We start from the raw sequence: 14867 nt of genomic DNA, 5'->3' as shown, positions 1-14867 counted from the left end.
AAGCAATTTAAGCGATAGAAAGGACTAGGATTATGGGAACACTGGGATTTGTTTTAGGAACGGCAGCGATGGACCATCAACAAGTGCTGATTGACCAATTAGTTGATCAGATAAAGACTGCACCGGCGGAAGATACCTTTTATTATTTAGTACCGAATCATATTAAGTTTGAAACGGAAATTAATGTTTTAGCTGGTCTACGAAATCGGCAAGGCCTAACAGGTAGTGACCGTTTTGCTTCTTCACGAGTTCAAGTTCTTTCATTTAGTCGATTGGCTTGGTATTTATTACGAGATACACCTGCGTTTCAAAAACAACGGCTCTCGAAGATTGGAATGGCAATGCTGACTTCGCAAGTTGTCCAAGAACGCGCGAATGATTTGCACTTATATGCAAGTGAAGTCAAGCAGCCGGGTTTTATTCAAAAGATGACAGCACAGCTTGAAGAGTTAAAAAATGCCAATATTACCGCTGATGATCTAAGCGATATTATTTCCCGGGTGAAGTTAGCAAACGACCCAGCGGCAAATCAGGCCTGGCTTGCTAAAATGCATGATGTGGAGATCATTTACCATGCGTATGAAGAGCAGTTGCGGGATCGTTTTATCGGTAATAGTGAACTATATCGGCAATTAGTCGCTTATTTACAAAAATCACCCAACACCGCAAAAATGCACTTTTTTATTGATCGATTTGCTCAATTTACCGCGAATGAACAACAAGTAGTGGAAGCATTAATCACGAATGCGGCATCAACAACAATTTCCTTAACGCTTGATCGTGGTTATCCAGACCAAAATCATCCTAATTCAAGTGAACTGCCGGCAAAAAATAACCTTTTTTACACATCAGCTATGCAATTTCACCGCCTTTGGAAATTTGCCCAAGCCCACGCTAAAGAAGTAAAGGTACTTCAAAATGTAGCTTTTGCAACCACGCCTCGTGTAAATGCCGATTTACAAAATGTTGATACTTACTTTAGGCGGTATGCAAATGAACCCATTAGTCCTGATGAAAGACAACAGCTTGTTCATGGGCAAAATGTTCAATTTATGTTAACGACTAATCGGATGACCGAATTAAATAATGTTGCGACTCAAATCCATCAATTAGTGACTAGTGGAAAATATCGTTACCGTGATTTCCTAATTCTTAGTCGCCATCTTGCTGGGTACCAAACAATGATTGAACCGGTTTTTGCTGCCCATAAAATCCCAATATTCAATGATCATGAACGATTAATGGATAATCATCCGCTCGTAACGGTGTTGACAACGTTGCTTGAACTTCCACAACGGGGTTATCGAACAGCAGATATTATCCAACTATTAAAAACATGGTTATTAGTTCCACGGGCTAGTACTGGTGACCTAATGAGTGTCAGTGAGTTTCAAGCTGCTGTTTTTGCGACTGAAAATTGGTGCCTAAAGCAGGCTATTGAAGGAAAAAGCGCATGGACAACTAATGATCCGGAAAAGATCAAACAATTATGGCAGGCACCGGGAACTAACCCTGATGACCCCAAGTATGCTCAATCGCGGTTAAAACGGCTAAATGATCAGTTATCGTTAGTAAAAGATTTTGTTTCTCAGCAAATTATTCCGCTATTTAATCGCTTTAAGCAAGCCCAAACAGGACAAGATGTTGCGACAATCTTATACCAATTTTTGAGTGAGATGGGCGTTACTGAACGCTTATATGCTTGGCAAAAGTACCAAAGTAATCGAGATTTAAATCTTGCGCGCCAACCACAACAGGTCTGGGAAACCTTTTGTCAAATTTTGCAGGAGTACGTTGAGATTCTGGGAAAGCGGGAAATCCGTGATAATAACAATGAAATATTAGCTAACTTTAGTGAATTGTTACAGTCTGGATTTGCAGCCGCCCAGTACTCACAAATTCCAGCGACTCTTGACCAAGTGGTAATTTCCGAAACTGGAATTGTGCAGAGCCAAAATCGAAAAGTAGTGTTTATGATCGGGTCAACAGATGATGTTATGCCCGAGATGCAAGAAAGTGACAGTTTACTAACAGATCAAGATAAAGATATTTTGAGTGCTTACTTAGATGAAGATTTTCAATATTTGCCGGGGACTGCAATTGACCAATTAATTGATGAACCATTTGTGCACTATACTGGTTTTATGAACGCAAAGGAACGGCTAATCTTTTCAGCACCGCATACGGACAGCGATGATAAAGAGTTAGGGGTATCTCCGTATATGCGTGATATGGCACGTTACTTTGGTCAGCCGTGTCATGAATATCCGCTTGTTATCAGTAAGGAAGGTCAAGAAAACGCTCCTGCCTTTGTTAGTGCTCCATTAGCGACGATTAATCGTTTGGTTGAAGTTAGCCGCCAAGTTCGTGACGAACAAGGCGTCGGAGTTGATCATCAGCCGGTTATGCCAGCAGGATGGCAGAAAGTTGCAGAAACATTAGTTGGGTTAGCTAAAGAATGGCAGGCAAATTTGGATGCGCGGATTCAAGCTGAAGGGATTGCTTTAGGACGCCGACTAGCGCTAGTAGCTGCAGGTTTTCATTATCAAAATAAGGTTGATTCCCTGGGAAATAAATTGGCTCAGGCGCTTTATTTACGAACTTCTCCCGAAAGTAAGGAAGGGCAAGTATTATATGCTTCGATTTCACAATTACAAGATTTTTACATCAATCAATATGAATACTTCCTTAAATATGGTTTACGACTTCAAAAACGAGATGAACTAACATTATCGACTGACCGAATAGGTACATTTTTCCACAAAGCAATGGAGAGTTTTGTAACAACAATTCGAGAACACGGATTGTCGTTTGCAGAATTGGCAAAAAAAACTAATCAAAATCAACGCGATCAGCTAATTGACCATGCGCTAGTTGCAGCTCAGGAAAACCAACCGACATTACTACGGTTAATAACTTCTTCAGCCCAAGCACAGTTTCAGTACCAACAGTTAACGTCAATTGTTAAGACAATGTTAATTACTCTTTGTCGACAAGCTGAATATACAGGGTCACAGCCGTATAAGACTGAGGTTCAATTTGGTCGAATCGGCAATCATCAACCGGCTAATCTTGGATCGCTCAACTATCCATTGAAGGATAACTATCAGATTTATCTGCGGGGCCGGATTGACCGAATAGATAACCTTAAGCAAGGGGATCGTGATTTTCTAACTGTTGTTGATTACAAATCAAGTAATCATCTTTTTGACCTTACATCTGCTTATTATGGAATTTCCCTTCAGTTGTTAACGTATCTCAATGGATTACAAGCTAATTTAAGTGAGTTAGGAACTGTTAATCCACGGCTTGCTGGTGCGCTATATCTACGCTTGAATAATCCAACAATTAAGGCGGCAGAATTAAAGAAGAATTCACTTGAGGATTTGAAATTAAAAGAACACCAATATAAAGGAATCCTATTAAATGATCCGCAATTGTTGCGTGAACTGGACAAGAGCCTAGATAAACAAGCATTTCTCTATCCGCTGAAAGAGTATAAAAATGGCAAAATCAAGGCTAACAAAGAGGCATTACTTGTTACGCCTCAACAATTAGACTGGTTACAAGAAATGAATAAGAACCTGGTGATTAATGCCGGAAACCAGATCTTAAGCGGCGAGTTAAGGTTGAATCCATATCGATTGTTGACCGGGAGTAGTCGGCGAACAGGCTTAGACTTTAGTGATTACTTAGATGTATTTCAATTTGATAATATGCTGGACCAACAAAATTATCGGGACTTAAACCCTAATTTAGCAAAAGAAGCGTTTGATAACATAATGCAAGAAGATGAGGAGGATAAGGATTAATGGCTGGATTTAAACCAACGCCTGCGCAAGCTAAAGCAATTAATGATCGAGGCGAAAATATTCTTGTATCTGCTTCAGCGGGATCAGGGAAAACGGCAGTATTAGTAAATCGGACAATTGAATTGATTAAAGAGGGGCAAAGTATTGATCGGATGCTTTTAGTAACCTTTACAGATGCTGCAGCAAAAAATATGCGCGATAAGATCAGGGCAGCCTTACAAAAAATTGTTCAAGATCCATCTAACTCAAAAGATTTAAGAGATCGGATGAGTAGTCAGATTAACCGGCTTGCGGCTGCTGATATCAGTACAATTCATGCATTCTGTCTAAAGCTAATAAAGCGCTATTACTATTTAATTGATCTTGACCCGCAATTTCGGCTTTTAACCGATGATACGGAACGGCTTTTACTTCAAGAAGACGTATGGCATGAAGTCAGTGAAGGCTTGTATAAAAGTGCTGAGGATAGGACTGCCGACCGGGCATCATTTAGCGAGTTAGTGCTTAATTTTTCCAGTGATCGTGATGATCAGGGATTAGATGATCTTGTTTTACGATTGTATGAGATTGCAAATGCGCAGCCGGATCCTGAAAACTGGCTGCGGAAATTACCCGATAATTATGATTTGGGTGAGGGACCGCTCCTTCAATCTGCGTTTTATCAGAAGCAGTTAAAGCCGCTTGTTACGGAGAAGCTTAGACAGTTTATCCAAGACTATCGTGAACTAGCGACGCGGGCGGCTGATAATGAACTTATTAAGGCGGAAGAAATCCTTAAAAGTGATGGGGGCTTGATAAACCAGCTCTTATCAGCTTTAAGTGGCATCGATGTTAGTGAGATTTGTCAGATAATGGCGCAACAAAAATTTGGTAGTTTTCGTGGACGCCCCGCTAAGGATGATCCACGTTTAGATATATTTAAAAATATCCAAAAACAACGAAATCAGCTAAAAAGTCAGTGGGAGCAAACTATTAGCGGATATTTGGGAAAGGACGATAAATCTAGCCTAAAAGCAGAAATTGTTGCTGACTTAACGGCTTTTCGGGATGCATTTGCTGAACTGGTAGTAAGGGCAACAGACTCGCAGCTTGATGATAAGACCGTTGATTCATTACAAAAAGATCAACAAATGATCCAAGAGATTTTAGCCTTATTTGAACCACCAACATGGAATAGTATTCGTGACTTGTTTGTAAATGCTAAATTTGCGCGAATGGGCGGCAAACCTAAGGATGATGAGGTAGCTGAAGAAGTGTACAAGTCATTAGGAAATGCACGAACAGGTATCAAAAAGCAGTTTGACCAGTTAACAAGTCGCTTCTTTGCCTATGATGAAGAACAATTCAGACAGCTTTCGCAACAGGCACAAGCGTTATTACGCGAGTTAAGCGTCGTTACGATAGAATTTCGGCAACGTTATCAACAAACCAAGCTGAATCGCCATGTCTTAGAATTTAGTGATTTAGAACACTATGCATATGACATTTTAACTCCACCAGACGATCAGCCTAATTGGCAAGCGTTGGTGCACGACTTACGAAAGCATTATCAGGAAATAATGATTGATGAATATCAGGATACTAACCGATTACAGGAAAGTATCCTGATGAAGCTAACGTCTGCTGATCGGAAGAATTTATTTATGGTAGGGGACGTTAAGCAGTCGATTTACCGATTCCGGGAAGCAGACCCAACATTATTTCTCGGGAAATATCAGAATTATCGTGATGGCGGAAATGGGGAAGCAATAGTATTAGGCGAAAATTTCCGTTCGATGACTAATGTAACTAGTTTTACTAATATCCTCTTTGAACAGTTAATGGATAAAGAGGTTGGCGAAATCGACTATGATGAAGATGCGCATTTAAAATATGCCGCAACTTACTATGAAGAAAACGATAAGAACACGGTTCAACCAACTGAAGTATTACTATATGATGCAAACGCGGCTGATTCGGAAAAAGATGGTCTTGACCACGAAGATGATAAATTAGCGGGTGAGTTCCGCATGATTGGATTGCGGATTAAGCAAATGGTGGAAAACCAGGAATTGATTTTTCATCCAGACGATGGGCAAATGCATCCGATTAATTATGGCGACATAGTGTTATTGGAACGGACAAAATCAATTAACAATGCATTAATGGAAGAATTTAATAAACTTAACATTCCGCTGACGGTTCATGATGTTGAAAGTTACTTTCAGGCCACTGAAGTACGAGTAATGATGGCTCTCCTTAAATTGATTGATAACCCACAGCAGGATATTCCATTAGCCGCCGTTTTGCGGTCGCCAATTGTTGGTTTGAATAATCAAGAACTTGCCTTTATTCGATTACAAAATCGGTCCGCTGATTACTACACCGCTCTTAAATCATTTATGAGCAATTATCAGCGTAAAGCTCTTCGCCACCAGTCCGTTTTTACAATGGAGCAAACGACCCAGCTGTATGAAAAGCTAGATCATTTTCTGGATTTATTACGGACTTTCCGTCAGACGGCGCAACAGCAAACCCTTGTTGAATTGATTTGGCAGATATACGACCAAACAGGGTACCTTGATTATGTGGGAGCAATGCCGGGCGGTCACCAACGGCAGGTAAATCTTCACGCGCTTTATCAACGAGCCCATTCTTACGAGCAAAGCAGTTTTAAGGGTCTTTATCAATTTATCCGCTTTATTGAAAAGATGCAGGAACATGATAAGGATCTAGGAGTAGCGCCGACACAATTAACTGCTAATACTGTCAACGTCATGACTATTCATGGGAGTAAAGGACTTCAGTTTCCGGTTGTCTTCTTAATCGATGCGACTCATGGTTTCAATAAGGGAGCGGCTCGTGAAAATGCCGTGGTTGATGCCGTAGCAGGGGTTGGGATTCGTTACATGGACGATCAGCGAGTGGTTTATGATACCCCGCAGCGCCAAGCAGTGATTGAAGAAGTCCGGCGTGGAGAACGTGCAGAAGATTTACGAGTTCTTTATGTAGCATTAACACGGGCAGAGCAGCGCCTAATCATTACCGGATCGTTTAACGAAGAGATGCGTACTCAAAGCCTGACCGGATCATGGGAACGATGGCAAAAAGCCTACCAAAGTAAGAATTTGCTCATTGGATCGCAGCCACGGATAAATGCAAATTCATTTATGGACTGGATTGGGTTAGCCCTAGCTCGTTATCCGGAGTTTAATGCTCAACGCTTAAGTCGTGGTAATGTAATTCTAGAAGAAAGTTCACTATCCGATACCAAAATAGCGGGTCTTGCGCCTGATCCTAACTTTATTGCTAAGACATATACAGCTGTCGATGTTACAGATGAATTAGCTAAAATCGGCGAAAATGCAAGTAGTATCGTAACCGCAAATAATGGTACAGCTGATAATGAAGTTCCGAGTCAAAAAATTGAAAAGATTTTGCGCTACCGTTATCCATATAGTGTTGCTACAAAAACAACCGCTTATCAGTCTGTAACGGATGTTAAACGGGTTTTTGAAGATCCTGACACACGTGATATGGCTCGCTGGGACTATGATCAACAGCAAAAGGTTAAAACGCAGGGAATATACCTAAATAATAATTTTGATGTTCCTGCCTTTATTCGCCAAAATGACCAAACACCGGCTGCAACAGAAATCGGGACAGCTACCCACCTTGTTTTCCAAAAACTTTCTCTTGATCAGGGAGTAATCGATGTGGAAGCTGTTGACCGTGAAATTCAGCAATTAGTTGCCGAAAAATTAATTAGTCCGCTAGTTGCCGCGCGTATTAATCGTGAAGGAATAGCATCTTTCTATCAAACAATAGTTGGCCGGCAAATCATGAAACACCCAATGGATTACCACCGTGAAGTTCCGTTTTCAATGATTATGAATGGACACGAGCTGTTTCAGGGAGTGAATGCCAGTGATGACGAACGAATTCTAATTCACGGAATAATTGATGGGTACCTAAAAACAAATGAAGGAATAATTCTTGTTGACTACAAGACAGATCATATTAACTCGGATTATCGAGACTTTGATTTAGCGCGAATTAAGGATCGGTATCGCGGCCAGCTAGAGCTTTATAAAGAAGCCCTGAACCTAATGGAAGGGATTCCAGTTGTCCAAATGGGTCTCTACCTGTTAGAATTAAGTGAATTCGTTTTATTTACAAAAGAAGGTGATTAGTTGGCTACCATAAAGGATATTGCACAAAAAGCTGGTGTTTCGGTATCAACTGCGTCTCGGGCATTAAACCATAATCCGCGAATTAGCGAAAAAACTCGCCAACGAATAGAAGAAATCGCAAAAAGGTTAGGCTATCAACCAAATTACAATGCACAAAACCTAACAAGGGGCGAGTCTAATATGGTTGGTATTATATTCCCGGTAACTAGTGATACTGCTCCGGCCAACCCATTCCATATTGATTTAATGCGGGGAATTAGCATGGCGTTAAAGCCGATTCATTATGAAATGGTTGTAGCAATAGCGCCAACAGCTGATGACCTCTTGCAGAGTGTTAAATCAATGGTTGAGCAATCAAAGGTACACAATTTTCTGGTCTTTTATACTACCAAAAATGACCCGATTACTGAGTACCTGCGACAAAAAAAGCTTAATTTTGTCGTAATTGGTCATCCCAATCATCGCGAGGACCGGTATGTCGATAATGATAATATTGCCGCCGGTAGAGTAGCCACTGATTACTTAATGGATCATCAACAGGTTAAATGTCCAGCATTTCTCCAGTCCGCCAGTGATTGGGTGTATGAACAGGACCGTAATCATGGGTACCAGCAAAGTATGCGGAATCATCAGCTGCCTGCAATTAGTTGGCGTTATACAGAAGATGGACCAGCTATTAAAGATTTTATTAAACAACACCCGCAAATTGATTCAATCGTTTGTGCTGATGACCTGTTGCTGGTACGATTAGTAAGGCAATTACAAGAATTTAACTTACCAACAATTTGTTTTAACAATAGTCGGCTTATGGGGATGTTAATGAACCAGGAAGATAAGGTTGACTTACAGCCGCGAAAATTAGGTCAACAGGCAGTTGAATTACTTTTCGAGCCTGGAGAACAATGCCGAATTGTTGATTTTAAAATAAATGATTAATTAAGAAAGGACCACGGATTTTATTGCCAGGGTCCTCTCTTATTTTTGCAATGGAGGGAATCATTAATGGAGAAGGTTTACATTGTTGCTGCTCAACGGACACCAATCGGTAAGTTTAATGGTCAGTTAGCATCAAAAACGGCAGTTGAATTAGGGGCAATTTCAATTAAAGCCGCTCTTAAGAAGGCTGGTCTTACGGGAGCTGACGTTGATCAAGTATTGATGGGGAATGTTATTCAAGCCGGTACAGGACAAAATCCAGCACGGCAGGCCGCAATGAAAGCTGGTTTAGGGGAGCAGGTTCCGGCTATTACGATCAATGACGTTTGTGCATCAGGAATGTCGAGTGTTGACTTAGCAGCGAGTTTAATTCGCGCTGGGCAAGCACAGGTAATAATTGCCGGTGGGATGGAAAGTATGTCGCAAGCGCCATATGTACTTCCGCGTGCTCGAAATGGCTACCGGTTCGGAAACGGGACCTTACTTGATGCAATGCAAAGTGATGCGTTAAATGATGTCTATGGCGGGTATCCGATGGGGATTACAGCTGAAAATATTAATGATAAATATCAAATTACTCGTCAACAACAGGACGAATTTGCATTTACAAGTCACCAGCGGGCTGTCAAAGCACAAAAAGCAGGGTATTTTGATTCTGAAATTGTTCCCGTTGAAGTTAAGCAAAAACGAACGACAATCACTGTTACAACTGATGAGGCTCCCCGTCCCGATACTTCAGTGGAAGCTCTTGGTAAATTAAAACCGGTATTTAAGGCTGATGGAAGTGTTACTGCAGGCAATGCATCAGGGATAAATGACGGTGGGGCAGCCCTAGTTCTTGCATCTGCGACAGCTATTGAACGACTTGGATTAACGCCCCTTGCTGAATGGCAGGGATCGGCGATTGTCGGACTTGATCCAGCGCTAATGGGACTAGGTCCGTATTATGCAATCAATAAACTATTAGCAAACCAGCAGCTTTCGGCAGATGAAGTTGAAACTTATGAAATTAATGAAGCATTTGCAACGCAGGCGATTGCATGTCAAGATTTGCTGCACTTGGATCCAGCAGCTGTAAATCCTTGGGGTGGCGCGCTTGCTCTAGGTCATCCCGTTGGCTGCTCTGGCGCACGAATAATCGTTACGATGATTAACGAAATGCACAAAGATAATCATGAGCTGGGAATCGCTTCTCTTTGTGTAGGCGGCGGAATGGGTGAAGCCGTTTTGCTTAAGAAAATGTGATAATGAATATTATTAATAGTTAAGAAGGTTAGTGATTAGGAAAGCTTCAATCACTAACCTTCTTTATTAATTTAAGTGAATATATTTTAAATAATTAATTAATATAAGCTTAAGATTGGACCTATTCATGGCAATAACTTTAAATTGCAAAAAATATAACTCTTTCTAAAAAAAGTTGTGCAATCGGTTGCACAAATATTTTAAATTTGATATCATTAATATTGCAAAAATACATGAAGCGCTTACAATAATAAGTGTCTTTTGGAACTATTTTATAAGTTAAGGAGTTGTTAGCAATGAGTCAAGAAAAGTCCGCTGGGGCTGGATTACCAACTCTCTCAAAGAGTACTATCTGGATGATCAACTTTGGATTCCTTGGTGTTCAGACAGCATTTACTTTGCAGAGTTCTCAAATGAGTCGGATCTTCCAAACTATTGGGGCCGACCCTAACAACCTTGGCTGGTTCTTCATCTTACCACCATTAGCTGGTTTGATTGTTCAACCAATCATTGGTTATTATTCAGACCGTACATGGGCACCTAAATTAGGTGGTCGGCGGTTACCATACTTACTATTGGGAATGATCGTTGCTGTTATTGTTATGATTTTGCTTCCTAATTCAGGAAGTTTCGGTTTCGGGTATGGTTCACTGGCTGCCCTTTGGTTCGGTGCAATTACTGTTGCTTTACTTGACCTTTCATCAAACGTGGCTATGCAGCCATTCAAGATGATGGTTGGTGATATGGTTAATGATGACCAAAAGAGTTATGCATATGGGATTCAAAGTTTCTTATCAAACACTGGTGCCGTTTTGGCTGCCGTTTTCCCATTCATCTTAACTGCATGGTTCGGGGTTCGTAACACTGCTAAACGGGGTGTTGTTCCTGATTCAGTTATCATTGCCTTCTACGTTGGAGCAGCATTGTTAGTTGTTACTAGTTTATTTACTGTTTTCCGGGTTCACGAATATGATCCGGCAACATATGCTAAGTACCATGGTATTTCTGAAGATGATAACAAAGAGGGTGGAAACTGGTTCACACTCTTAAAACATGCACCAAAGGCATTCTGGACGGTTACTCTTGTTCAATTCTTCTGCTGGTTTGCATTCCAATACCTCTGGACATACTCAGCTGGGGCAATCGCAAAGAACGTTTGGAATACTGTTGATGCTACATCTGCTGGTTACCAAGCTGCTGGTAACTGGTACGGTGTGCTTGCAGCTGTTCAATCAATCGCGGCTGTTATCTGGTCATATGTTTTAGCTAAGGTGCCTAACAAGTACCACAAGCTTGGTTATGGTGGTAGTTTACTTCTCGGTGCTCTTGGATTTATTTCAGTATTCTTTGTTCACGACCAATGGACACTGATTGTTTCATACACCCTTGTAGGTATTGCATGGGCTGCTATGAACACTTACCCATTAACCATTGTTACTAATGCGTTGACTGGTAAGCACATGGGTACTTATCTTGGACTATTTAACGGTTCAATTTGTTTACCACAGATTGTTGCTTCATTATTGAGTTTTGCTTTATTCCCATTATTTGGTCACTCACAAGTTCACATGTTTATCCTTGCTGGTATCGTTATGGCCCTCGGTGCTATTTCCGTTGCCACAATCAAGGAAACTTATGCTGAATAGAGAGTTATTAATAAAATAAATAAATTAATTAAGTTATAATAAAGGCGGGTTGAAAACTACCTTTATTTCAGACGAAAGGAATTGAGATTTTAATGAAACGTACATTTGATATTGCCCCTTGGCATGTAGCTACTCACAAGTGGGATCCACAAGACAAGCGTTTGCAAGAATCAATGACTAGTTTAGCCAATGAAAACCTTGGTATGCGTGGCTTCTTTGAAGAAGGTTACAGCGGTGACCACATGGAAGGTGTTTACCTTGGTGGTGTTTGGTTCCCTGACAAGACTCGTGTTGGTTGGTGGAAGATTGGTTATCCTAAGTACTTTGGTAAGATGATCAATGCTGTTAACTTCATGAAATTAATCATTAAGGTTAATGGTGAACAACTAGATTTAGCTAAGCAAACACCAAAAGACTTCAAGCTTGATCTTGACATGAAGCGCGGTGTCTTAGAACGTGAATTTACTGTTGAAATTGGCGGTACTGAAATGTACTTCAACTTCGAACGTTTCGTTAGTGCTACTCAAAAAGAATTAGTTGGTCAACGTCTTCACATTAAGAATCGCGGCAACAGCGATGCTAAAGTTGAAATCACAAGCATGATTGATGCTGACGTATACAATGAAGATGCTAACTACGATGAACAATTCTGGAATGTTTTAGGCAAGTCCGCTAATGGTGAACATGCTGAATTGACTTCCATGACTAAGGAAAACGACTTCGGTACTCCACAATTCATCGTTGGAATGAAGACTACTTCAAAGACAAACCTTGACCATGCTGGTGATGGTACTGATGAAAAGCACGCATACAACACCTTTGAAGGTACTGTAGCTGCTGGTAAGGAAGTTAACTTTGAAAAGCGGAGTATTGTAATGACTTCTCGTGACTACGATACTCAAGAAGAAATTGAAAAGAACCTTGACGAATTAAGCGCAAAACTTGATACGCAAAGCTTTGATGACTTACTTGCCCCACACATTAACGAATGGGCAGACCGTTGGGTTAAGTCTGATGTTGAAATTGAAGGGGACGAAGGTGCTCAACAGGGTATCCGCTTTAACCTCTTTGAATTATTCTCAACTTACTACGGTAACGATGACCGTCTTAACATCAGTCCTAAAGGGTTCACTGGTGAAAAGTACGGTGGTGCTACTTACTGGGATACTGAAGCTTACTGTATTCCTGTTTACCTTGGTGTTGCCAATCCAGAAATTGCACGTAACTTATTAATGTACCGTTACAAGCAATTGGACGGAGCTTTTGTTAACGCTAAGGAACAACACTTGAAGGGTGCATTATTCCCAATGGTTACTTTCAATGGTATTGAATGTCACAACGAATGGGAAATCACTTTTGAAGAAATTCACCGTAACGGGGACATTGCTTTTGCCATCTACCTTTACACTAAGTACACTGGCGACAAGTCATACGTTCTTAATGAAGGTGCAGAAGTTCTTACTGAAATTTCTCGTTTCTGGGCTGACCGGGTACACTACTCACAACGTAAGAACAAGTACATGCTTCACGCGGTAACTGGTCCTGATGAATACGATAACAACGTAAACAACGACTGGTACACTAACTTGCTTTGTCGCTGGACTCTTAAGTACACCCTAGAAATCTTGGATGAAGTAGACAGCGATGTTGCTAAGAAGCTCAATGTTTCTGAAGATGAAAAGCGTCAATGGAAGTCAATTGTTGATAACATGTACCTTCCATACGATAAGGAACGTGATATCTTCCCAGAAAACGATGGCTTCATGGACAAAGATCTTAAGCCAGTTGCTGATATTCCAAGTGACCAATTACCAATTAACCAACACTGGTCATGGGATCGGATTTTACGTTCACCATACGTAAAGCAAGGTGACGTTATCCAAGGTCTCTGGGACTTCATTGATGACTTTACAAAGGAACAAAAGAAGAACAACTTCGACTTCTATGAACAATTTACTGTTCACGAATCAAGTCTTTCAGCTTCAGTTTACTCAATCATTGCTGCTGATATTGGTTACGAAGACAAAGCCGTTGAATTATATGAACGTTCAGCACGTCTTGACCTTGATAACTACAACAATGATACTTCTGATGGTTTGCACATCACTTCAATGACTGGTAGTTGGCTTGATATTGTTCAAGGATTTGCTGGTATGCGGGTTCGTGGTGATGAATTACACTATGCACCATTCCTTCCTAAGAAGTGGGATTCATACCAATTCCGTCAAATGTTCCGTGGTCGGATCTTGAAGGTTAAGGTTGATAAGCACGGTACTAAGATTGACTTAGTATCAGGTGACCCAATCACAATTGATCTTGACGGCAAGAAGCTTGAATTAAAGTAATTGTTGGAGGCATTTGAGATGAAGTTTGAAGATTTGAAGGGTTTTGCATTTGACCTTGATGGTGTTATTGCTGATACTGCCCGTTTTCACGGTCAAGCATGGCACCAACTAGCTGATAAGGTGGGAACTGAATGGACTCCCGAATTAGCTGATGCATTAAAGGGTGTTAGCCGAATGGATTCATTAGAGTTAATCTTAAAGGCTGGCGGTCATGAAAATGACTACACTCAAGAAGAAAAAGAAGCTTTGGCAACCGAAAAGAATGATAACTATATCAAGTTAGTTGAAACTTTAACGCCTGCTGATATTTTGCCAGGAATGAAAGATTTCTTAGACGAATTAAAGGCTAATGGCTACCATATTGTATTGGCTTCTGCTTCTAAGAATGCTCCTAAGGTTCTCAAGTACTTGCAATTAACTGATTACTTTGAAGGAATCGTTAATCCAGCAAACTTGAGCCATGGTAAGCCAGATCCAGAAATTTACTTAGAAGCTGCTAAGTTGATGGACCTTCCTGCTGACCAAGTAGCTGGTTTAGAAGATGCCCAAGCTGGTGTTGAATCAATTAACCGTGCTGGCGAATTATCAATCGGCTTTGGGGCTGACCTTAAGGATGCTGATGTTAAGTTCGCTAAGACTGGTGATGTATCATTAGCTGCAGTTAAGGCTCAAATGGACTAGTAAAATCTAGCTTTCCTAATAATTTATAAA

The 14867-nt window shown here is 40.7% G+C and carries 7 protein-coding genes; all 7 read left to right on the top strand.

The features are described from left to right. Positions 1-32: 32 nt before the first annotated feature. The 7 genes from IEU90_RS00275 (at position 33) to pgmB (ending at position 14837) form a co-directional block, all read left to right on the top strand. Entirely contained in the window at positions 33-3812 is a 3780-nt protein-coding gene (locus IEU90_RS00275) for a PD-(D/E)XK nuclease family protein (protein ID WP_188357565.1), read from the top strand. Continuing rightward, complete coding sequence (gene addA, locus IEU90_RS00270; protein ID WP_188357564.1) at positions 3812-7984, top strand: helicase-exonuclease AddAB subunit AddA; 4173 nt, start codon at positions 3812-3814, stop codon at positions 7982-7984. The genes IEU90_RS00275 and addA overlap by 1 nt, the downstream gene beginning before the upstream one ends. After that, positions 7985-8920 carry a LacI family DNA-binding transcriptional regulator gene (locus tag IEU90_RS00265; protein ID WP_153709465.1) on the top strand — a complete coding sequence of 312 codons (936 nt, stop codon included), beginning with the start codon at positions 7985-7987 and terminating at the stop codon, positions 8918-8920. 66 nt (positions 8921-8986) lie between these two features. After that, complete coding sequence (locus IEU90_RS00260) at positions 8987-10165, top strand: acetyl-CoA C-acetyltransferase (RefSeq protein WP_153709466.1); 1179 nt, start codon at positions 8987-8989, stop codon at positions 10163-10165. A gap of 296 nt (positions 10166-10461) precedes the next feature. Next, positions 10462-11811, top strand: a complete 1350-nt coding sequence (locus IEU90_RS00255; protein WP_153709467.1) for an SLC45 family MFS transporter — start codon at positions 10462-10464, stop codon at positions 11809-11811. 92 nt (positions 11812-11903) lie between these two features. Then, entirely contained in the window at positions 11904-14156 is a 2253-nt protein-coding gene (locus IEU90_RS00250; protein ID WP_153709468.1) for a glycoside hydrolase family 65 protein, read from the top strand. 18 nt (positions 14157-14174) lie between these two features. Beyond that, positions 14175-14837 carry a beta-phosphoglucomutase gene (pgmB, locus tag IEU90_RS00245; protein WP_153709469.1) on the top strand — a complete coding sequence of 221 codons (663 nt, stop codon included), beginning with the start codon at positions 14175-14177 and terminating at the stop codon, positions 14835-14837. Positions 14838-14867 lie beyond the last annotated feature (30 nt).

Origin of the sequence: Limosilactobacillus caviae (assembly GCF_014635905.1) — a bacterium.
GTDB classification, from domain to species: Bacteria; Bacillota; Bacilli; order Lactobacillales; family Lactobacillaceae; genus Limosilactobacillus; species Limosilactobacillus caviae.
The sequence above is the reverse complement of the archived record's forward strand: the minus strand, read 5'-3'. Positions and strand labels throughout refer to the sequence as shown.

Excerpts from the sequence above, each read along its gene's own strand:
- IEU90_RS00260 (WP_153709466.1), top strand. The coding sequence starts at position 8,987 with ATGGAGAAGGTTTACATTGTTGCTGCTCAACGGACACCAATCGGTAAG.
- pgmB (WP_153709469.1), top strand. The coding sequence starts at position 14,175 with ATGAAGTTTGAAGATTTGAAGGGTTTTGCATTTGACCTTGATGGTGTT.
- addA (WP_188357564.1), top strand. The coding sequence starts at position 3,812 with ATGGCTGGATTTAAACCAACGCCTGCGCAAGCTAAAGCAATTAATGAT.
- IEU90_RS00275 (WP_188357565.1), top strand. The coding sequence starts at position 33 with ATGGGAACACTGGGATTTGTTTTAGGAACGGCAGCGATGGACCATCAA.
- IEU90_RS00250 (WP_153709468.1), top strand. The coding sequence starts at position 11,904 with ATGAAACGTACATTTGATATTGCCCCTTGGCATGTAGCTACTCACAAG.
- IEU90_RS00255 (WP_153709467.1), top strand. The coding sequence starts at position 10,462 with ATGAGTCAAGAAAAGTCCGCTGGGGCTGGATTACCAACTCTCTCAAAG.